This is a genomic window from Caldithrix sp., from assembly GCF_056497305.1.
The window spans coordinates 1-21,032 of sequence record NZ_JBSMDE010000161.1 but is presented as its reverse complement, the minus strand read 5'-3'; the positions used below and the strand labels follow the sequence as shown (position 1 = coordinate 21,032).

Sequence of the window (21,032 nt, the reverse complement as noted above, 5' to 3'; positions counted from 1 at the left end):
TGTTTTAGGGAGGACGTGTTGAAGAATTGGTTTAAATTATTTCTGCGAATATCTGCTAAATCTGCGCGAAATATAATTGTGATTAAAACAGTTTCTATCACTTTTGGTTGCGGCTATGCTGCCTTAGGACTTTAAGCCGGGTTAAATCTAACTCCATTTTGCCCTGAGCCCGTAACTCAAGCTTTAGCTTGAGCATTCTCGAACTAAAGTTCGAGTTACGTTGTGTAATTTTCTATTTATGCTACCGCAAGTAAAGCATTACATAAACGGCCACGCCACTTATCGAAACGAACAACCACACAGGCAGCACCACTTTAGCCACGCGTTTGTGTAAATCAAACCGGCCCTGTAAAGCCCGAAACACCATATACAGAATAAATGGCACCATCAGAGCGGCCAGAATGATGTGGGGAATCAAAAGCGTAAAATAGACGGGTCTGGTCCAGTCATAATAAGGATACGGCACAGAACCTACCTGCGCATGGTAGATTGAATAAAAAATTAAAAACAAAAGGGAGCTGCTAAGCGCGCCGAGCATCCACTGTTTATGTTTCTGACGGCGCCCTTTCTTAATTTCCGCAAAGCCTTTGAGCAACAGGGCAAAACTTAGCAGATTAAAAAAGGCATTAACTGTAGGTAAATCGTTTACACTCATTCAAGGGCCTTAACCAGAATGGCGATGTGTTGTTTCAACAGATCCATGGCAATCGGATCGTCAAAATCGTAATAGCCGCGAATCACTCCTTTAGAATCTACCAGGATCAGTTTGGTGCTGTGATCATAGGGCAGCTCGCCGGCTAATTTAAAACCTTGCTCGTACAGCTGGATCAGTTCAGATTTAGGTCCACGGACAAAAACCCAGCGTTGATCATGAACGCCCAGTTCATTGGCATATTCTTGCAAAACTTTTAGGGAATCGTAATCCGGATCACAGGTAATAGAGACCAGTTGCACTTTGTCGCTACCGGCAAACGCTGAGTAGAGCTCTCCCATGCTTTTTGCCATCATAGGACAGGGCCCGCCGCAGCGCGTAAAAATAAAATCAACCACATTAATCTTGCCTTTCATCTGCTCCAGACCAAATGGTTGCCCACTGCGTTCAGTAAAACCGAAGTCCGGTACAGGATAAAGTTCGGGTAATTCAGCCCTACTTTGTTGGGCTTTTTGAATCACATTTAAGGCGATGATTAAAATGATGAGAAGGGCAGCGGCGATGATTACCAGAAGGCGTAACTTTTTCATGACTTTTTTTCTTTCCTTTCTACAAATACAAAAATGGACAACAAAAGGCCGATGAGGATGCTGGAAATCCAGAGGTGGAACACACGCCCCAGGGCCGGCAAATCAAACCAGATTACCCCCAATCCCACAACCACCTGCAACACAAATGAGCCAATAATGGCTATCGTAAGTTCATTTATCACCGGAGGAATGAAATTGATCTGCATCCTGAAATGGGTTTGAAGATAGATGGCCACAATCAGCAATACAAAGCCAATCACGATGTGCAAAGGAGTCACAAACCCCACCAGACTCAAAACATCACTTGTTGGCATCAAGGGGGTATTTTTTTGAATAAGCTCGATCTGTGAACGAATTTGCGTGCCGATCGCAATTTGAAAAATCGAAAGTAAATACAGGGAAAAAAGACCATATTTTATTCTGGACGAAACAGGGATGCGCAGTGATGGCTTTAGTTCAAGATAACTCTGTAAAAAAACATAGAGTACCAGCGAAACAATAATAAAAGCAAGCGACATATGAATGGTAATAATAAATGGCTTCAATCCGGAACTTACCACCTGACTGCCCTGCCAGCCCTGGAAGGCCACCAACAGAGCGCTGAGGATTGAAGGTATTAAAATCTTTCGGTTGTTGCGGAACTTAAAAATGGCCCAGATGGCCAGAGCCGCAATTAACAATCCCACCGTCATGCCAAAGAGGCGATTAATATATTCGATCCAGGCCAGGGTAAAATTAAACATGCTGGGATCAATATCCGGCGGCAGTTGACTGATATTTGTAGGAGGAATCCAACGACCAAAACATTTTGGCCAGTCCGGACAGCCCAGGCCCGCCCCGGAAACACGCACCAGACCACCAATAAAGATCAGCAGGTAGGTCATGACGGTCGTTAACCATGCAAAATTTTTAAACGCTTTCATCTGTCAGCCCTTAATTTGACTTTTTCTTCAATTTTTTATCGTCTTTTAAACCTTTGAAAAAAACAAGAAAAAGTCAAATTTTTGTACAACACGCTGTTGTAATTTACAGGCCGATTCCTCATCCATTCCAATCTAATGTGCACTCCGGACCTTTGCCTTTTCTTTTGCCTTGTTTGGCCATAGAAAGAAAATTCCAACATCGTTTACACCCGGTTTTCCTTTATTCTTTAATCTTTTTCTTCTTACCTGATTCTGTTCTCGTAGCAGGCTGAGCTTGCGGGTTGCTTTTCTCATAGATAATAGCCTGTTCTTTGAAGGGCCTGGCTGATTCCTGGTAAAGGTCGCCGCGCCCCAGAGTGTCGAACATGGTCAGCACAATAAAAACGGTTACAAAGGCAATGGAGATCAGAAAGATACTCAAGAAGAGCTTATTATCGTAAGCCAGATGCATAAAAATCAGAGCCACAATCGAAGCCTTGATGGAAGCAATAAGCATGGCCACCACTAAATTGAAAGGCCCTAAATGAACGAAAGAGACAGCCACAGTAATGGCTGTTAAACAAAGTAAAGCGGCCCCAGCTCCCAGGTAAACCTTTAAAGAATGAACGTGCTTTGAATGATTATTATTCATGACTCATTACCCTATTAAGTACAACAAAGGAAAGATGTAAATCCAGAATAAATCAACCAAATGCCAGTACAGGCCGGCATTTTCCACAGGGGTGTAATATTCACTATTAAAATGCCCCTTCAGAGTTCGAATGAGCATAATGAATATGGCAATCATACCGCCAAGAACGTGTAACCCGTGTAGCCCGGTCATCATAAAGTAAACGCTAAAAAACACATGGGGATTAGTACCCTGGATGCCCTGAAAGGTGTAGTATTTGCCGGGCAATTGTCCCAGTTCAAATTTATGATGGTATTCAAAAAATTTAATGACCAGAAAAATAGCAGCAAAAAACAGGGTTACCATCAAATAGCGGGCTGCCGCCTTACTTTTGTTCAGTTGTAAACTTCGAATGGCCAGGGCCACCGTCACAGAACTGCTGATCAATACCACTGTGTTTACTGTACCCAGAAAAACATTTAAATACTTGTGCGCATTGTAAAACATATCTGGATGCAGAGCACGATAGACGGCATAAAAGACGAACAAACCGCTAAAGAGTAAAATCTCAGTTACCAAAAAAATCCACATCCCCAACTTGGCCGATTCCCGCTGTTGTTCCAGATCAGCAAAATGGTGTTGTAAATATGCCGGATGTTCTAATGTCTTTTCCATAATCCTGTTTTCCATTTTTAATGAATTACTCAATCAATCTCTACTGTTTTTTGTAAAGCCTCTTTGTAAACACGCTGGTCTTCCACGATTTTAATCCGATCAAAATCGTACGGGCCATCGACCACCAGAGGAATGCGTTCGAAATTGTGAGGCGATGGCGGGGTTTCGGTCATCCACTCCAGGGTTAACGATCCCCAGGGATTCTTTTCTTTAACCTTTTCCCCTTTAACCAGGCTGTAAATTAAATAGAAGGCCATGATGAAAAAGGCCAGACCGATGACAAAAGCCCCGTAAGAAGAGAACACGTGGTATGGACGATATTGCTCAACATAGGTGTAATAGCGTCGGGGCATTCCCAGCATGCCCATGATAAACTGACTCATGAACGTTACATTAAAGCCCACAAACAGCAAACCGGCGCTGATTTTACCCCAGAACTCGCTGTATTTTCGGCCAAAGATTTTTGGCCACCAGTAGTGCAAACCACCGATGAAAGCCATAACGGTACCGCCCATCATCACATAATGGAAATGGGCCACCACAAAGTAGGTGTCATGTAAATGCACATCAACAGAAAGAGCGCCCAACATGATGCCCGTAAAACCGCCAATAGCAAAAAGGAACATGAAAGACAAAGCGTAAAGCATGGGCGTTTCCAGTGTAATCCTTCCGCGGTACATCGTAGCCAGCCAATTGAACATCTTAATACCCGATGGGATGCCCACCAAAAAGGTTAAAAAGGAAAAGATGGCAGCGGCAAATTCCGATTGTCCGCTCACGTACATATGGTGGCCCCATACCAGAAAACTAACCAGAGCAATACCCAAACTGGAAAAAGCAATGGCCTTGTAACCAAAAATTTTCTTTTTAGAAAACGTAGTCACCAGTTCGCTAATGATGCCCATGCCCGGCAAGATCATAATGTATACAGCTGGATGCGAATAGAACCAGAAAAAGTTCTGGAACAGGACCGGATCGCCCCCCATGGCTGGGTCAAAAATGCCAATGCCCAATAACCGTTCCATGATGAGTAACAGTAACGTAATGCCCAGCACCGGCGTGGCCACCACTTGAATGATGGAAGTGGCGTACAGGCCCCAGACAAAGAGGGGCATTTTAAACCAGGTCATGCCCGGCGCACGCAACTTATGGATGGTGGCAATGAAATTGATTCCTGTAAAAATCGATGAAAATCCAACAATGAAGGCGCCAAACACCATGGAAATAACCGGCCCATTGACTGTTGTACTGTATGGTGTGTAAAATGTCCAACCCGTGTCAACGCCGCCTTTAACAATGGAATAAACCATAATAAAGGCACCAACCATGTAAAAATACCAGCTGGCTAAATTTAATCTCGGAAATGCGACATCACGTGCTCCAATGTGCAACGGTAAAACAAAATTCCCTAGAATAGCCGGAATTCCTGGTACGATAAAGAGGAAGATCATAATACCGCCATGCAGCGTAAACAACTTATTGTACGTTTCGGCTGTTACGATCACCTTATCAGGGCTTAACAATTCCAATCGGATTAGCAGCGCCATCAATCCCCCAATCAGAAAGAAGAAGGCGATCGATACCATGTACAAAATGGCGATCCTTTTATGATCAAACGTAAAGAGCCAGGACTTCCAGCCCTTCTCAGCTGTTAAATAATTTGCTCCTGCACTCATTTTTTTATTCTCCCAAACTTTTTATGTATTCAATCAATGCATCCACTTCACGTGGTTTTAAAATACTCTGATAAGTGGGCATCACCGGTTGAAACCCTTGTACCACCTTAGCCTGGGGTTTTAGAATGGATTCGCGCAGATAGTTCTCGTCCGCACGCAAAGAAGTACCATCGCTCAATTTTACGGAATGGCCGAAGACGCCTTTAAAGCTTGGTCCCACCAGCGGGGAACCATCGATGCTGTGGCAGGTTACACAGGCTTTACTCCGATAGAGCTTAGCTCCCAATTCTTTTAGACTTACGCCTTCGCCAAAGCTACTATTTTCTTCGATCCAGGCGGCGTAGGCCGGCTCACTAACGGCACGTACTTTGCCAATCATTTTAGAATGGCCTGTTCCGCAATACTCGGCGCAAAATAAATTATTGGTACCTGGCTCTGTAGCTTCGAACCAGGTGATCGTATAACGATTGGGCAGAACGTCCATCTTAACGCGAAAATTGGGCACAAAAAAACTATGAATGACATCCTGCGAAGACATCACAAGTTTTACAGGCACGCCCACCGGAACAACCAGTTCATTGGTACTACTTACGCCATCTGGGTATTCAAATTGCCAGAACCATTTTTGAGCTGTCACCTTAATTTCGAGTGCATCGCCCGGCGCCAGGCGTATTTTCAGGTACGATTTAAATCCCCAGAAAAAAACAATCAAAACCAACACAAAAGGAATAAGGGTCCAGATGACTTCCAGTTTGGTATTGTGCGAAAGGTCTTTTGTAAATTCTGCCGGTTCTCTCTTTTTTTGACGATAGCGCAAGACAAATAAGGCCGTACCGCCAACCACAATAATAAACAGAATGATGGAAACAAAAATAATGAATTTAAACAGCGCATCTACTTCCGGCGCCACCGTGGAAGTCGCCTTGGGCAAAATCCATTGCGTTAACCAATTCATGAAATATTTCCCTTAATAATTTGCTGTTTACGTCCTTTAGATCTAAAATAGGTAATGAATAACCCCAAAAAGACGAGCGTAACAATGCCGCCTATTTTCATCAAGTTGCTGGCAAACAATACGTATCCTTTAGCATCCGGGTCATAATGGAAGCAAAAAAGTAAAATCTTATCCGTGGTGCTGCCAATTTTGCCCTGAGCCGCTTCTAAAAGCCCCAATTTAACATCATTGGGTTTGTATTCGATGCCGTAGAGATATCGTGTCAGTTTTCCTGTGCCATCGGTTAACATGATCACCGCCGGATGGGCGTATTGGTTTTTATCCTCCACGAAAAAATATTCAAATCCTACGGCATCTGCCAGGCGTTTTACCTGCTGCTCCTGGCCTACAAAAAACTCCCAGCCAGGGCTGTCTGGCGGTTGTTTTAAACGTTTTAACATGCTCTGCTTTTTTTGCAAAGCATCCTGCGGGGTGTCTCGCGGATCAATGCTAACGGTCAACACGCGATAATCCCTGCCAAAATTTAAGTTGACATTGTACAACGCCCTGGTCACACCATCTAATACCAGATTACACAACATCGGGCAATGGTAATAGGCCAACACCAACAGAACCGGCCGATGTCCGTCGTAATAGTCCTTTAACTGGTGAACCTGGCCCTGTGCATCAGTCAGTTGTACGTCAAGAGGTAATTGTGCGCCTAAATGCTCCACCACATCGATTTTGTTCAGCTCCGGATCACTTGTTCGCACCACCTGAGCGGAAAGGCTGGAAATCAAAATCAGCCATATTAACAAACCTTTACCTGACATTCTTTTTCCCCTTTTGTAGCTGTTGTTTTTCATATGCTTCATCCGCTATTAAGTGCATGGCCCGCTCAATAGGGATCCGGTAAATGCCTTTGGTGTAATCCAGCACTTCATAGCTGTTTAAAATTTTCTCTTCTCTGGCCCGTAATTCTTTTAGTTCGGCCGATGGTTTGTTTAAAACAACCTCGTACTCCAACTGCCGGGTGTAATAGTTAAAATACTCGTACACGCCCACAATAATTCCGGCTAAAAGCGTCATAATAATCAAAGTGTAAGCGATAATTTTATTGACATTAACGTCTTTTTTTTCATAACCAGCATTACTAATCTGATTCTGCTGCATGGTAATTGCTCCTGTTTGTTTTCAAAGGTAGCTCTTCCCTAAAAATTTCTTTCTGTTTCTCTGGTAGTTGTTTTGCTTACTCCTGGCTTTCTAACATTATTGATTTACAAATTGAATCGATTTCAGTAATTGAGGATCCCCAAGCGGCAACGCCGGATGGTTGCTGTAATACTTCCAGAAAACCATTAAAAAGAAAGCGCCAAAGCCAACCCACAAAGTAAAATCCATCCAGGAAAGTTGGATGCCCTGGGGATGTAAAATCGGAACTGCATTCCAGTAAAGGTCAACCCAGTGGGCAATCAAGGTCCAGACAGAAATAAACTGTAAAAAACGCACGTTGCGCTTGGCTGCCCGACTGATCAGTCCCAGAAAGGGGACCAGAAAGTTTCCAAACACCAGGAACAGACCGAAAATTTTCCAGCTCCCTACCCAGCGATTCAGGTAAAATACCGTTTCTTCGGGGATATTTGCGTACCAGATCAGAAAATATTGCGAAAAAGCCATATAGCCCCAGAAAATCGTAAAGGAGAGCAACAGTTTCGCAAGGTCGTGATAATGCTCAATAGTCACCTGCTGATGCAAAATCTGTTTTTGACGCAGAATGCTAAAGGCTAAAATCATAAAGGCCAGTGCGGCTACAAAGCCTCCGGAAAAGATGTAAACACCGTAGATGGTGGAGTACCATTCTGGCTGCAGAGACATTAACCAGTCAAAAGCGGCAAAGGTAATAGTCAGGGCATAAAGCACCATGCCCAATCCGGAAATTTTACGCATTTTGATGGTCTGTTCAATGCTACGCATCCGATCCTGCACCAGAGAGGTCTTAAACAGGGCGCGGGCAATCAAAAACCAGATCAAAAAGTAAAGGAGCGTTCGGATGGCAAAAAAGGGAATATTCAGGTAAGCCGTCTTAGCCTGTAAAGCATGATGGGCCGCTACAACCTCGGGATGAGTCCATTCGTAAAGGTGATGCATCCCCAAAAATAGCGGAATGGCTCCAATGGCCAGAAATGGGATGGTCATCATCACGGCTTCATTTAAACGACGCAGTACAATGCCCCAGACCGTTCCGGTTAAGTGGCTGAGCATGACAAAAAACATGGCGCCCAGAGCGACCGAAACCCAGAAAACCCAGCCCACCAGATAGGAAAAGAAAAATTGCCGTGAATCCATAAAAAGACCGATTGCACTCAGGCCAAAAGCGACCACACTTAAAATCAGCATTTGTCTGACAAAACTAAATTTGTCTTTCAGTAAAAAAGTTAAATTATCCATGTCCATTTTTTCCATGTTCTACCTTACTTTGTCTCTCAATTCCTCAGGGACGTCTTCAATTGTTGCGTGTTGTGAACGCTGCAACGCTCTAACATAGGCCACAATCGCCCATCGATCTTTTACCGGGATTTGATGCTTGTAAGAAGGCATATTGCGAATGCCATTGGTGATGACATCAAAAATATGCCCATCGGCATAGGCCCGCACATTGTCCTGATGAAAGGACGGCGGAGGTGGAAAACCCTTTTTAACCACCATGCCCTGACCATCTCCCACACGGCTGTGGCAGGGCGCGCAATAGATATTAAACCGCTGCTGTCCCCGTTTAAGCAATGCCAGGGTAATCTCTTCGGGAATGTAATCGATTGGCTTACCGTTTTCGTCTTTGCCGCTGAAATACGCTTCATTTTCATGGTAGTCGCCGCGGGCCACGGTACCGGGAACCGGCACACGCATGGCCGAATGATCCTTAAAAAATTTATTCTCTTCCTGAGCCTCAAATTTGGGTTGATCATCCATATCAGGATTTAAATGAATGGGCGGATTTTTAGAAATCTGGCCGCGGCAGGCAAACAGTAAAAACATGCTCGAAACTGCAATGAACCAACTAAGCCTTTTCATCTTCTGCCTCTTCCGTGATTAGTTCAACATTTTTACCACCAATCGATTCTAAAAACGCCCGGACTTTGTCCCAGTCGAAATCCGGATCGGAACTCTCAACAGAGACAAAAAAGCCATCATCCGTCACCTTTTTAAAGCGCTCGGATTCAAAAACGGGATGGTTGAAGCGCGGCAATTTATTAAACAGCAACATGCCAATAAATGCCGTAGCCGCTCCGGAAATAACCATAAAAGCAAAGGACACCGGACTGTAGGCCTGGTAGCTGAACAACGGTTTTCCAGAGACGACAATGGGGTAAGCGATGGAACCGGTCCACCACTGCAATAAGACTCCAGCTGTCAATCCCATGGCTCCAATAATTCCAGCTGCCCAACCTAACATAGATCTTTTTTCGCCCATGGCTTTATCCAATCCATGAATGGGAAACGGCGAGTAACAATCAAAATGTTCAAATTCAGAATTCCGTAACTTTTGAGCCGCTTGCAACAGTTGCGCTGGATTTTCAAATTCGGCCAGCGCCATTACAATTCTTTTGTCACTCATTTGGCCTCCTTTCCATGCGCGGTGTAGTGATGCGGATCGGCCTGAGGCAAAACGCCTTTTACCTCCGACATGGCCACCATGGGCAACCAACGTACAAAAATCAAGAACAGAGTAAAAAACAATCCAAAAGACCCGATAAGCATCCCGAAATCGACCCAGGTGGGTTTAAACATATCCCAGCTGGAAGGTAAAAAGTCGCGATGCAGCGAAGTAATCACAATCACAAAACGCTCAAACCACATGCCAATATTGACAAAAATGGAGATGACAAACATGGCCGGGATGCTGGTCCGGATCTTTTTGAACCAGAAGAGCTGAGGAATGAACACGTTACTGGTAACCATAATCCAATAAGCCCACCAATAAGGCCCAAAAGCGCGGTTGATGAAGGTAAACTGTTCGTACTGATTGCCGCCGTACCAGGCAATGAAAAACTCCATGGCGTACGAATAGCCTACCATCATGCCAGTAAGCAAAATAACTTTGTTCATCTTTTCCAGATGTTTTAAGGTAATAATGTGTTGTAGATTGAAAGCCTTGCGGGCAATGATAGCCATGGTCAGCACCATGCCAAAGCCGGAGAAAATAGCTCCAGCCACAAAATAAGGGGGAAAGATGGTGGAATGCCAGCCGGGCAATACACTGGTGGCAAAGTCAGTACTCACAATACTGTGCACCGAAAGCACCAGCGGAGTGGACAATCCAGCTAAAATAAGGTAAGCCATTTCGTAATGTTTCCAGTGCTTGTTGCTCCCACGCCAGCCTAAGGAAAAAATGCCCAGCACAATCTTGCGCAAACGCGACTTAGCGCGGTCCCGCATGGTGGCCAGATCGGGCACCAATCCGGTGTACCAGAAAATCAGAGAAACGGTAAAATAGGTGCCCACTGCAAAAAAGTCCCAGAGTAACGGACTGCGAAAATTGGGCCACATGCTCATCTGATTGGGTACGGGAAACATGTAGTAAATAGCCCAAATGCGTCCCACATGAATGCCAGGAAAAATCAGAGCGCAGGTAATGGCAAACAGGGTCATGGCTTCGGCAAAGCGGTTAATGGAAGTGCGCCACTTTTGCCTCAGTAAAAAGAGAATTGCAGAAATCAATGTTCCGGCATGACCAATACCAACCCAGAACACAAAATTGACAATGGGGAAACCCCAGCCAACCGGAATGTTGTTGCCCCACACGCCAATACCCGTGCCCACCAGATAGCCGATCAAAACCAGAAGGATGAGGGTCAAGAAAGAACTGATACCCAGCAACACGTACCACAATTTTGGTGGTTTTGGCTTTTCGGCAATGGCACACACATCTTCGGTAATGGAGTGAAAGGTAGGGTTCCCTTCGATTAATGGCGGTTCCTGCAGTACCGCGCGCTTTTCTAATACACTCACGAGACCAGACTCCCTTCCATCTCTTTCTTTTCCAGATATTTTTCAATTACAGGATTGGGATTGCGTAAACGGGCCAGATAGCTGGTTCTGGTTTTTAAATTCAATCCCGAAAGCAGATTGTAGTCGCGATCAACCTGTTTCATCTTGCTCACTTCGCTGTTCGGATCATTAATATTGCCAAAGACAATGGCTTCAGCCGGACAGGCTTGCTGGCAGGCCGTCTTGATTTCGCCATCTTTTACCTGCCGCTCTTCATTTTTGGCCGTAATCTTAGCCTGGTTGATTCGCTGTACACAATAGGTACATTTTTCCATAACGCCCCGCGAACGAACCGTAACATCGGGATTCATGGCCATCTTCAGCGTGTCGGCCAGGCCGCCGGTGTAATTAAAAAAGTTAAATCGTCGCACTTTAAAGGGACAGTTATTGGAACAGTAACGCGTACCGATGCAGCGGTTGTAAGTCATTACATTCAGGCCTTCAGCATCATGCGAGGTAGCCTGCACCGGGCACACCTGTTCACAGGGCGCGTTTTCACACTGGGCGCAGGCCATGGGCTGAGTTACCATTTCCGGATCCGACAGATCGCCCGCGTAATAGCGGTCCAGGCGAATCCAGTGCATTTCACGACCTTTTAACACCTGCTCCTTGCCCACAATGGGAATGTTGTTTTCGCTTTGGCAGGCCACCACGCAGGCATTACAGCCCGAGCAGGCGTTCAGATCAATGGTCATGCCCCACTGGTAACCCTGGTCGTATTTTCGTTCTTCCCAGAGCGATTTAAGCGGCGGATGTTCTTCCATCTCTTCGGCAAAGTACGGTTCATGTTCATACTCCTGCAGGGTGGCTTCGCGCACCAACGGCCGGCCTTCCATGGAACCATGATCCTGAGTGGTAGCCATCTCTTCTTTAAGGCCGGTTTTTTTGAGGCGGGCGCCCACACCATGTGTAAAAGCCTGCACAGTACGCAAGGCATTGACATTGACGCCAACGCCATTGGCTACCTTCCCGGCTGCTCTGCGTCCATAACCCACAAGTAAGGTAACCGACTGATCCGCATGTCCGGGTTGAATCCACACCGGAATGCGGATGGTGTTTTTACCCACCGTCAGCTCAACCACATCGCCATTGGACAGGCCCTGTTTCCTGGCCGTCAGGGGACTCAAAAGCAGTCCGTTGCCCCAGGTCAGTTTGGTGACCGGATCGGGCAATTCCTGCAACCAGCCATTATTGGCAAAACGGCCGTCAAAAAGCGTAGGCGAAGGCCGGAAGACCACTTCCAGATTTTCCTGAGAAGTTTCCGCTATCCGAAAGGCTTTTTCCGGAAGCGATTTGATCTGCACCGTTGCCTGAAGCGCTGCCGGCCTGTTTTCTGCGTAAACGCCATCGTTTAAAGTCTTCTTCCAGGTAGATTCGAACCGGCTTAGCGGTAAGATTTTTTTCCATGTGGCGCGCACCTGTTCATAGCCAGAAGCCAGCAATCCCGAGCTCAGCAGATGCGTAAATTCCAGAAGACTTTTTGAATCGTACAGGGGAGCAATCATGGGTTGAGCCACGCTCAGGCTACCATCGGCATTGCGTCCATCGCCCCAGGCCTCCAGGTAGTGTGAAAGGGGTAAATGCCAATCGGCCTGTTGCGCCGTTTCATCAAAGTAAAGGCCGGTGTGAATGACCTGTCTGGCCTTTTTAAGGGCCTGAGCCCACTCTTCATTTTGCGGCGCTTCGTAAACCGGATTCACATCCATCAGAATCAGTGTTTGCACCTGCCTGTTATTGAGCATTTGCATCACCTGCGAAAGGCTCTCTTTCTGAGGCAACAAAGCATCCTCTAAGGGCAACAATTCCAGACTGCGGCCCACATTGCCCAGAGCATGGTTCAGTGCAAAAACCAGGGCGTGTACTTCCGGAGCCTGGTTACGGCCGGCCACAATCAAACTTTTACCTCTGTTTTTCAACAAATCATCGACCAGGGCCTCAAGCCAAACGGCATCGACTTTCAATTGTGTTTGAGGTAAAGACAGTTTTAAAGGTAAGCCTTTTGCCTGCAAGGCGCGCGCCAGAGCAACGGCAAAGGACCCGATTTGTTGCGATTGCAAACGCAGACGGTGATCGGCCATGCCGCCGGTCAGAGAAAAATGGTTCTCAACCACGTAAAGGCGATTCATCGGCTGGCCAGCCTTCAAAACGCGTCGTCCTCTGGAAAACCCCTTGTGTGCCGAGACATTTTCGCTTTCGGTTAATAAAAAGTCGCTTTCCAGCGAAAGAACGACCCCAGCTTTATCAAAATGGTACAGGGGACGCAAATCCTGTCCGCTGGCCAGCTTCAATCCTTTAAAAATGTTTTCATCGCTGACCGATTCGTAAGCCAGCCATTGCGCCCCCGGATATTGCTGCAGGAAGTTTTCGCGGGCTGCGAACAGCGAAGGACTGGCAAAAGAACGACTCACAACCACCAGTCCCGCTCCCTGGCCCAATCGCTCTTTTTCCTGGCGCCAAAAACTGACAAAATCTTGCCAGGTTTTAATCTTTCCTTTCAAACGAACCTGTTTAGAACGATCGGGATCGTAAAGGCCCAGCACGGAAGCCTGCAACCAGGCATTAGTGGCCCCCAGGCTCGACGGATGGTCGGGATTGCCTTCAATTTTAGTGGGCCTGCCTTCGTGGTTTTCAACCAGTAAACCGTAGTTGCTCAGACCAAAAGGCATGATGGTAGCGTAGTATTTAGGCACCCCGGGCACAATGTTTTCCGGCGCAGCCACATAGGGAATGATCTTCTCAACCGGTTTACGGCAACTGACCAGACCGGCAAAAGCCACCGAAGCGCCCATCAGACCCAAAAATTTACGACGCGACACTCCGTCCGCTATTTCGTTGACGCTTTCCGGAAATTCCGCTTCCACAAATTTTTTGAATTCCGGAGTTTCGGCTAATTGTTCTAAACTTCTCCAGTATTGTTTTCCGTTGTTCATGTTCTCCCTTTTCATCTGTGACACCCTGAACAATCAATTGGCGGTTTAATATTTTTCTGTTGAATCATTTGCAGAGCTAAAGCGAGCTGATTTTCAGGCGGCTGGTAATTCATGGCCGTAATTTCGCTGGCTGGACGAAGGTTGGGAGCCGGGTTCCGGTGGCAATCCAGACACCAGCCCATACTCAACGGTTTAGCCTGATAGACCTTTTCCATGGCGGCCACATTACCATGGCACGATTCGCATCCAACCCCGGCCTGAATATGGGCCGAATGATTAAAATAGACATAATCCGGTAAATCGTGAACGCGCACCCATTGCATGGGTTTTTTCTCTGCCCAGCTGGTGCGAATAGGTTGTAATTTACGACTATTGGTCGCCACTTTGGAATGACAATTCATGCAGGTTTGAGTGGGGGGGATGGTGGCCATGGCCGCCCGCTCAACATTTACATGGCAATAGCGACAATCCAGGCCCAGTTCACCTACATGCAATTTGTGACTGTATGGAACCGGCTGTTCCGGCTGATAACCCACATCAATATATTTGGGTGAGCCAAAATACCAGAAAAAGAACACGACACTTAGCAAAGCGCCAAGTACAACAACCACAAAAATCAATGGTAAACGATTTGTCCATTTGGGAAAAATCTGCGCCAAGCTAAACTCCCTTCATTTTAGCACATGATCACCTACGATCGCCTCTTCGCTTCAGGCTTTCTCTTGCTACCCTGGAGCAGGCAACCGTTTTATCATTATTTCATGATATTACATTTAGTCAGGTTAAATAAAACTCTCCACAACAATAACCAGAAACAGAATAAACAGGTATTGAATGGACATAAAGAACAACCGCCGATAGTCCGCTTCCTCTCTGCTCTTGCGTGCTTTAAAGGATTGCCGAATAAACCGGAACCCCAAAACAAAAGCCGCAACGGCGTAAAGCCAGCCAACCTTTTGTGAAAAGACCAGCAACAAACTGGCAGCCACAAGAATCAAACTGTAAAAGACGATCTGGTTAAGGGTGGTACGTTCACCATGTATCACGGGCATCATGGGCAATTTGCTTGCCCGATAATCGTCCGTGTAAAATAAGGCTAATGACCAAAAATGGGGTGGGGTCCAGAGAAAAATAATCAAAAATAACAGCCAGGGTTCCCAGGACATGGAGCCCGTGGCAGCCACCCAAACACCGACCGGCGCCATGGCACCGGCAGCGCCGCCAATGACAATATTTTGCGGCGTGTTTGGTTTTAAATACAATGTGTAAAATAAACTGTAAAAAAGAATGGTAAGCAATGACAGGATTGCGCTGTACCAGTTAAAAAAATAGGCAAAAAGCGCAACGCCCAGACTTCCTATGGTAACAGAAAATAGGAGCGCTCCCCGATCACTTATCTTTTTTTGAGGCAGAGGACGGCGCCGGGCCGTACGTTTCATTAAAGCATCGCGATCCCTCTCAAGGTATTGATTGAGCGCATTGGCCGAACCGCCGGTGAGATAAAGAGCCAGAATGGCCAGAAAAAAGCGCAGAGGATCGTGCAACAGACTGCCCTCTAAAATGAGGGATGTGGCCCCGGTAATCACCACCAGTAACATGATCTCCGGTTTGGAAAGTGTTAAATATTGTTTCGCTTTCTGGAACATGAAATCCTTTCACCTCTTAAATACAGATATGATTAACAAGAAAGAAAAATTCTTTATTCCCAGAGATCGCAAAAAAATCACAAAAAATTCACATTTTTGAAAAATGGTGGGGGCGACGCAATTTTGGCGAACACATCTTCAGTGACAAAAACGCATTAAACCGCATCCGGCAATTTATTAAAATAAACGAACGATGTTTTTTTGAAAACAATTAAATATCGTGGGCCATGGTAGGGGCGACGCGTGCGTCGCCCCTACCTATTTCTGGAACCCGCGCCTCGCTTCCAATTCGGCCTGAATTTTTTCCATGGTGCGGTCATCCAGTTTGTAAAAATACATTACCAGAATGGAAAGGGCGCCTAAAGCTGCTGGAATGACACTCATCAACATCACAATGCCGTTCTGCACCTGTTCGGATTGCACGATATTGGCTTTAAAACCAAACAGAGCCATTAACCAGCCGGCGAAAGCCGTTCCAATGGCCCAGCCAAATTTCTGCGACATGGTCGAAGCCGAGAAAACCAGCCCCGTAGCCCGCCGACCGTTTTTCCATTCTGAATAATCCGCCGTATCGGCATACATGGCCCATAATAGCGGTGTTAAAGGTCCGCTGGAAAAGGTGTTCAAAATCTGAAACAAAAAAATGAGTAGCAGGTGTTGCGGTTTCAGGAAGTAGAAAACCGCTGTGGTCAAAGCCGCTACAACGAACAACAAAATGAAAGCTCGCTTTTTACCAAAAAGCCGGGCCATTGGGGCAGTGGCGATCACCCCCAGCAAAGCAAAAGCCTGGCCGGCGGTGATAAAGGCCGAGGTCAACACATCAAACTCAAAAGTGTAGGTCTTGCCCAAAAAAGAAAACGTCTGGCTGCCAATGTAGTATTTAAAATAATGGGTGGTCACACTCATGCGCGTGGCCACAAACAAAATAATCAACATGGTGGCCAGCAGTAAAATGAGCCAGGGCCGGTTACGGGCCAGATCGAGTAAATCCTGTTTGATGGAAGTTTTTTGCCTGGGGGGCGGCTGGACGCGCTCTTTGGTGGAAAGAAAAGTAATCAAAAAGAACGCAGTGGCCATCGCGCCAAAAATAGCCATGGTAATACTCCAGCCCTTACCTGGATAGCTTTTATCCAGATGCGTGGCTAACGGCAAGGCCACGGCAGAAACAAACATGCCGCTGGCAAAGGCAAACGTGTACTTAAACGATGCCACGCTGGTACGTTCCACAGAATCCGGCGTGATAACCCCTAACAATGAAGAGTAAGGAATATTGATGGCTGTGTAAAGCATCATTAGTAAGGTGAACGTGACATAGGCATAAATCAGTTTGCCGTTAGGGCCCAAATCCGGTACAGAAAAGGTAAGAACGCCCATGATCGCCAGAGGGATAGACATCCACAAGAGATAGGGCCTGAATTTTCCCCAGCGTGTTTGCGTGCGGTCGGCAATCACCCCCATCAAGGGGTCGTTAATCCCATCCCACAAACGGGTGACCAGAATCATGGTGCCGGCCGCCGCCGCAGAAATACCAAAGACATCCGTGTAAAAATAGAGCAAATAAGCAGAAATGGTTTGCCAGTAAAGAACAGAAGCCAAATCGCCAAAGCCATATCCCGCCTTTTCCCAGAAGGAGAGTCTTCCGGAGTTATGCTGTGCAGCCATGCCTTTTCCTCTCATCAAGTTAGTTTGTTCAAAAGAAAAAGAATCTGTGCAAAAAACGCATTACTTTCAAATTTTTTTCAGCCTCTCCACCTCACAAAAATTAAAATTGGACTGAGCATCTCTTACCAGTCATCGGTTCTGAACGGAGCCGCCGGTAATCCTGCCTGATTAAAAAGCACGGCATGGGGCGTATTACTCCAACCATAGCGTACCGCGCGTGGACGGGCAATTTGTGGATGCCAGACGATTAAGGTGTTTTGTTCCACCTTTATCCTGGCCGGAAGAAATTTGCGATTTGCTCCGGAGATCTGAAATGGATTTTCAGCTACAGCTCTTTTCAGGATTAGTCCTCCATCCGCATATTGAAAATAGATGCGCATCCTGTGGCCTGTGCTTTCTGCTCTGGAAAAGATAGGTCCGGAAAACACCAGGTCTTCCCGTCCGTAATCGTGGGCCAGAGCCCAGAGGGCCAAACGCTCCCCGACCTCCCGTTTTTTAGCCGGATGAATATTGTGATCGTCGCCGATGTCCGTTGTTACCACCATGCCCGTGTTTTTGAGCTTCATGGCCATCCATTGGGCCTCGCGCAACAATTCAGAGTGGGAATGCGCCCCGTAATCGTAAGGCGCAATTTGCACGTAATAAAACGGGAAATCGCCCTGCTGCCATTTTTCACGCCAGCAGTTGATCATCAGAGGAAATAGTTCTCTGTATTGCAATGGCCTTGACACATTGGCCTCTCCCTGGTACCAGATTACGCCTTTAAAGCTGAAAGGGATTAAGGGATGAATCATGCCGTTGAACAGCACGCCGGGCGTGTGCGGCGAAAGTTTCAGGGGTAATACGGGTCGCCGCTCAAAATCTTTCTGTTTTGGGCCGTAAACGTAAAACAGATTATTGTCATATTCTGCCACGGGCAAATAATGCCATTGGCCGGCCAGTTCAATCCGCTGCGCGGGATCGCTTTTCAGCTGCAGATCAAATTTTTCGTATTTCCCCCAAAGCCCACCGGCGCCCTGGGTGTCAATCACGCGTATGGCAATGACATTGGTCTTGTTAACCAGTTGTCCAGGCACCACATATTTTCTGGGCGTTTGCCAGAAGCCCATCTGTTCTTTGCCGCCCACCTTCTGCCCGTTAAAATAGGTTCGATCCATGTCGTCAATGGGGCACAGATTGAGTATTAAATCCTGACCAATCCACTTCTGCGGAACTTTTACGATTTTTTTGTACCAGACAATGCCATCAAATTCGCCCAAAGCGCTCTCTTCCCAGCGGCCAGGGAGCTGGGCCTCGTACCAGTCCTGCAGGTTGGCATCGGTGTAAAGCGCATCTTGCACATCCAGCCCGGCCCAGAAGCTGCTGTCATTAATGTCTGGCACTTCGATTTTTTGCAGGCCCTGGCGCCAGGCTTTTAATCGTTTCAATGCTGGTTGCAGCTTTTGTAATTTTTGAGCTACATCCTTAAAATCATCCATTTTTTGCAAACAATCGACCGCTGTCCAGGCCTCGGCCGGTGTGCCGCCCCAACTACTGTGAATCAAACCAATAGGCACGCCTAATTCCTGATACAGTTTTTTACCAAAGAAAAAAGCCGTGGCGCTGAAATCGGCGGCTGTTTGTGGCGAACAAACCTGCCACTGACTTTTAATTTCCGTTTCCTTTTGCAAAGCCATGTGGCGCGGCACGGTAAAAAAACGGATTTGAGGCAGATGAGCGCTGGCTATCTCCTGTTCGCTGTTTTCTACAGGAGCCTCCGGCAGCCAGCCTTTAAGGGGCATTTCCATGTTGGACTGGCCGGAACACAACCAGACTTCCCCAATCAGGATATTGCGCAGCGTAATGGCCTTTCCCTTTTCAGTTTTGACTCGCAACTCAAAAGGGCCGCCCGCCGGCATGGCCAGCAATCTAACGCGCCATCTGCCCTTCTGGTTGGCTTTTACTTTCACCTTCTGGTCAGCCAATTGCACTTCAATAAACTGCCCCGCGGGTCCTGTGCCCCAGATGGGAATGGGCTTCTTTTGCTGCAGCACCATGTTGTCAGTAAAAATATCTGCCAGTTGTAAAATAGATCTGTTCTGCTCACTGGCCTTAAACAATAACATAAAACCGATAATTAATAATGCGCCGCTTTTCATCTTTTACCTCAATTTTGTAAATTAAATTTACATCGGACAATTTATTTTCATTTCATGCCCTCACTAACTTTTTCTATCTTAGAACCGCTGCTGTTCTGTGTTAAGCTGTTCAAGATAGGTTTTTCCCGGAAATTCTTTAGGCCACCTCAGATCGATTATGGAAGTTCAATGAAAGGCTGGTTCGTTTCATTTTTCATAAAATGAATCGATGAGCGCCTGATAATTTTGTTCAACCACATTACGTTTAATTTTGAGGCTGGGGGTTAATTCATTTTTTTCTTGAGAAAAAGGTTCAGCCAGCAGGGCAAATTTTTTCACTTTTTCAAAGCGGGCAAATCCTTCCTGCAGGCGCTCGATTTCTGACTGGAACAGGACCTGCACTTTTTCGTTTTGCAACAGGTCTTTTAGAGTGTTGTATTGGATCTTCTGCTCTTTGGCCCATTCCTTCAAAATTTCGTAGGCAGGGATTATCAGAGCGGATACGAATTTGCGTTTATTTCCTACCAGGCACACTTCCTCAATGTATCTGCTGGTCTTTAATTTGTGCTCAATCGGCGCCGGCGCCACGTTTTTGCCACCGGAAGTCACGATAATATTCTTTTTACGATCGGTTAAAAACAAATAATTTTCTTCGTCAAGATGCCCAATATCGCCGGTGTGCAGCCAGCCCTGTTCATCAATGACTTCCCTGGTCTCATCCGGCTTATTGTAATAGCCCAACATCAGGATGGGGCCGCTAACCAGCACCTCGCCATCCTCAGCAATTTTGACTTTAATGCCCTCAATCGGTTTACCACAGGAACCGTAACGGACTTCGCCAGGAGGCGTAAGCGTGATGATCAGGTGCGTTTCTGTCATGCCGTAGCCTTCAATAATCGGCAGCCCGATGGCCTCAAAAATCTTTAATGTTTCAACAGATAACGGGGCGCCGCCGGCAATCGGGTGGCGAAATCTGCCGCCCAGTTTGGCCTTGATTTTATTGAACACCAGTTTTTCGGCCAGTTTGTAACGACGCTCCAGCCATTTACTCATCTTTCCCTTGCGTCGTTTTTCATGGTATTCCAGCCCTGTGCCGATGGACCAGTAAAAAATATTGCGGGCCAGCGCAGAACCCTGTTCGGCCTTTTCCTGCATGGCATTGGCAATTTTTTCGTACAGACGCGGGACGCTGACCATGATGGTCGGACGGGCTACGGCAATGTCCTCTACAACGGTGTCAATGCCCCGCGCGTAATGGATGGTTGCGCCTTTGTAGATGGGGCACCAGTGCCCGGCCAGGCGTTCGTACAAATGGCTGAGAGGCAAAAAGGAGAGAAACACATCATCGGCACCCAGCCCCAGACGGGCTTCCGAATTCACAATATCAAATACAAAGCCGCGATGGCACAACATCACGCCTTTTGGTTCGCCGGTTGTGCCGGAAGTGTAAACCAGACTGCACAACGCTTCAGGATCAATGGCCTCCATGGATTTTTCAAAGGCTTCAGGAAAAGCCTCACGATGGGCGGCTCCTTCTTGCAATAATTTTTCAAAACTGACAACGCCGCTCA

At 46.6% G+C, this 21,032-nt stretch carries 19 protein-coding genes; all 19 read right to left on the bottom strand.

Annotated elements, in window-relative coordinates; translation table 11 throughout:
* Positions 1-241: 241 nt before the first annotated feature.
* Complete coding sequence (locus ACWB0I_RS13475) at positions 242-655, bottom strand: DUF420 domain-containing protein (protein WP_479388594.1); 414 nt, start codon at positions 653-655, stop codon at positions 242-244.
* Positions 652-1,242 carry an SCO family protein gene (locus tag ACWB0I_RS13470; protein ID WP_479388593.1) on the bottom strand — a complete coding sequence of 197 codons (591 nt, stop codon included), beginning with the start codon at positions 1,240-1,242 and terminating at the stop codon, positions 652-654. The genes ACWB0I_RS13475 and ACWB0I_RS13470 overlap by 4 nt, the downstream gene beginning before the upstream one ends.
* Positions 1,239-2,165 carry a COX15/CtaA family protein gene (locus tag ACWB0I_RS13465; RefSeq protein WP_479388592.1) on the bottom strand — a complete coding sequence of 309 codons (927 nt, stop codon included), beginning with the start codon at positions 2,163-2,165 and terminating at the stop codon, positions 1,239-1,241. Before ACWB0I_RS13465 ends, ACWB0I_RS13470 begins: the two co-directional genes overlap by 4 nt.
* Before the next feature lie 220 nt (positions 2,166-2,385).
* A complete protein-coding gene (locus ACWB0I_RS13460) occupies positions 2,386-2,796 on the bottom strand; it encodes a cytochrome C oxidase subunit IV family protein (protein WP_479388591.1) in 411 nt (136 codons plus the stop codon).
* A 6-nt stretch (positions 2,797-2,802) separates the two neighbouring features.
* A complete protein-coding gene (locus ACWB0I_RS13455; RefSeq protein ID WP_479388590.1) occupies positions 2,803-3,450 on the bottom strand; it encodes a cytochrome c oxidase subunit 3 family protein in 648 nt (215 codons plus the stop codon).
* A gap of 29 nt (positions 3,451-3,479) precedes the next feature.
* Positions 3,480-5,126: a cytochrome c oxidase subunit I gene (gene ctaD, locus ACWB0I_RS13450; protein WP_479388589.1), complete on the bottom strand. Its 1,647-nt coding sequence runs from the start codon at positions 5,124-5,126 to the stop codon at positions 3,480-3,482.
* Between the two features lie 4 nt (positions 5,127-5,130).
* A complete protein-coding gene (gene coxB, locus ACWB0I_RS13445; protein ID WP_479388588.1) occupies positions 5,131-6,081 on the bottom strand; it encodes a cytochrome c oxidase subunit II in 951 nt (316 codons plus the stop codon).
* A complete protein-coding gene (locus ACWB0I_RS13440; protein WP_479388587.1) occupies positions 6,078-6,893 on the bottom strand; it encodes an SCO family protein in 816 nt (271 codons plus the stop codon). Before ACWB0I_RS13440 ends, coxB begins: the two co-directional genes overlap by 4 nt.
* Positions 6,883-7,233, bottom strand: a complete 351-nt coding sequence (locus ACWB0I_RS13435) for a hypothetical protein (protein ID WP_479388586.1) — start codon at positions 7,231-7,233, stop codon at positions 6,883-6,885. The genes ACWB0I_RS13440 and ACWB0I_RS13435 overlap by 11 nt, the downstream gene beginning before the upstream one ends.
* A 96-nt stretch (positions 7,234-7,329) precedes the next feature.
* Positions 7,330-8,508: a hypothetical protein gene (locus ACWB0I_RS13430; protein WP_479388585.1), complete on the bottom strand. Its 1,179-nt coding sequence runs from the start codon at positions 8,506-8,508 to the stop codon at positions 7,330-7,332.
* Between the two features lie 18 nt (positions 8,509-8,526).
* A complete protein-coding gene (locus tag ACWB0I_RS13425) occupies positions 8,527-9,129 on the bottom strand; it encodes a c-type cytochrome (RefSeq protein WP_479388584.1) in 603 nt (200 codons plus the stop codon).
* Entirely contained in the window at positions 9,116-9,673 is a 558-nt protein-coding gene (locus ACWB0I_RS13420) for a DUF3341 domain-containing protein (protein WP_479388583.1), read from the bottom strand. Before ACWB0I_RS13420 ends, ACWB0I_RS13425 begins: the two co-directional genes overlap by 14 nt.
* Complete coding sequence (gene nrfD / locus ACWB0I_RS13415; RefSeq protein ID WP_479388582.1) at positions 9,670-11,067, bottom strand: NrfD/PsrC family molybdoenzyme membrane anchor subunit; 1,398 nt, start codon at positions 11,065-11,067, stop codon at positions 9,670-9,672. Before nrfD ends, ACWB0I_RS13420 begins: the two co-directional genes overlap by 4 nt.
* Positions 11,064-14,036 carry a TAT-variant-translocated molybdopterin oxidoreductase gene (locus ACWB0I_RS13410; protein ID WP_479388581.1) on the bottom strand — a complete coding sequence of 991 codons (2,973 nt, stop codon included), beginning with the start codon at positions 14,034-14,036 and terminating at the stop codon, positions 11,064-11,066. Before ACWB0I_RS13410 ends, nrfD begins: the two co-directional genes overlap by 4 nt.
* Positions 14,037-14,047: 11 nt before the next feature.
* Positions 14,048-14,695: a cytochrome c3 family protein gene (locus tag ACWB0I_RS13405; protein WP_479388580.1), complete on the bottom strand. Its 648-nt coding sequence runs from the start codon at positions 14,693-14,695 to the stop codon at positions 14,048-14,050.
* Between the two features lie 123 nt (positions 14,696-14,818).
* Positions 14,819-15,682: a heme o synthase gene (locus ACWB0I_RS13400; RefSeq protein ID WP_479388579.1), complete on the bottom strand. Its 864-nt coding sequence runs from the start codon at positions 15,680-15,682 to the stop codon at positions 14,819-14,821.
* Between the two features lie 258 nt (positions 15,683-15,940).
* Positions 15,941-17,344 (bottom strand): MFS transporter, encoded by a 1,404-nt coding sequence (locus tag ACWB0I_RS13395; RefSeq protein ID WP_479388578.1) that lies wholly within the window; start codon positions 17,342-17,344, stop codon positions 15,941-15,943.
* A gap of 122 nt (positions 17,345-17,466) precedes the next feature.
* Complete coding sequence (locus tag ACWB0I_RS13390; protein ID WP_479388577.1) at positions 17,467-19,482, bottom strand: sialate O-acetylesterase; 2,016 nt, start codon at positions 19,480-19,482, stop codon at positions 17,467-17,469.
* Positions 19,483-19,668: 186 nt separating this feature from the next.
* Positions 19,669-21,032 (bottom strand): AMP-dependent synthetase/ligase (locus ACWB0I_RS13385; RefSeq protein ID WP_479388576.1); only part of this gene is annotated, 1,364 nt, incomplete at its 5' end.

What these genes read in the sequence shown, in the direction of transcription:
- ACWB0I_RS13475 (WP_479388594.1), bottom strand. Translation starts at nt 655, where the DNA reads ATGAGTGTAAACGATTTACCTACAGTTAATGCCTTTTTTAATCTGCTA.
- ACWB0I_RS13470 (WP_479388593.1), bottom strand. Translation starts at nt 1,242, where the DNA reads ATGAAAAAGTTACGCCTTCTGGTAATCATCGCCGCTGCCCTTCTCATC.
- ACWB0I_RS13465 (WP_479388592.1), bottom strand. Translation starts at nt 2,165, where the DNA reads ATGAAAGCGTTTAAAAATTTTGCATGGTTAACGACCGTCATGACCTAC.
- ACWB0I_RS13460 (WP_479388591.1), bottom strand. Translation starts at nt 2,796, where the DNA reads ATGAATAATAATCATTCAAAGCACGTTCATTCTTTAAAGGTTTACCTG.
- ACWB0I_RS13455 (WP_479388590.1), bottom strand. Translation starts at nt 3,450, where the DNA reads ATGGAAAAGACATTAGAACATCCGGCATATTTACAACACCATTTTGCT.
- ctaD (WP_479388589.1), bottom strand. Translation starts at nt 5,126, where the DNA reads ATGAGTGCAGGAGCAAATTATTTAACAGCTGAGAAGGGCTGGAAGTCC.
- coxB (WP_479388588.1), bottom strand. Translation starts at nt 6,081, where the DNA reads ATGAATTGGTTAACGCAATGGATTTTGCCCAAGGCGACTTCCACGGTG.
- ACWB0I_RS13440 (WP_479388587.1), bottom strand. Translation starts at nt 6,893, where the DNA reads ATGTCAGGTAAAGGTTTGTTAATATGGCTGATTTTGATTTCCAGCCTT.
- ACWB0I_RS13435 (WP_479388586.1), bottom strand. Translation starts at nt 7,233, where the DNA reads ATGCAGCAGAATCAGATTAGTAATGCTGGTTATGAAAAAAAAGACGTT.
- ACWB0I_RS13430 (WP_479388585.1), bottom strand. Translation starts at nt 8,508, where the DNA reads ATGGATAATTTAACTTTTTTACTGAAAGACAAATTTAGTTTTGTCAGA.
- ACWB0I_RS13425 (WP_479388584.1), bottom strand. Translation starts at nt 9,129, where the DNA reads ATGAAAAGGCTTAGTTGGTTCATTGCAGTTTCGAGCATGTTTTTACTG.
- ACWB0I_RS13420 (WP_479388583.1), bottom strand. Translation starts at nt 9,673, where the DNA reads ATGAGTGACAAAAGAATTGTAATGGCGCTGGCCGAATTTGAAAATCCA.
- ACWB0I_RS13410 (WP_479388581.1), bottom strand. Translation starts at nt 14,036, where the DNA reads ATGAACAACGGAAAACAATACTGGAGAAGTTTAGAACAATTAGCCGAA.
- ACWB0I_RS13400 (WP_479388579.1), bottom strand. Translation starts at nt 15,682, where the DNA reads ATGTTCCAGAAAGCGAAACAATATTTAACACTTTCCAAACCGGAGATC.
- ACWB0I_RS13395 (WP_479388578.1), bottom strand. Translation starts at nt 17,344, where the DNA reads ATGGCTGCACAGCATAACTCCGGAAGACTCTCCTTCTGGGAAAAGGCG.
- ACWB0I_RS13390 (WP_479388577.1), bottom strand. Translation starts at nt 19,482, where the DNA reads ATGAAAAGCGGCGCATTATTAATTATCGGTTTTATGTTATTGTTTAAG.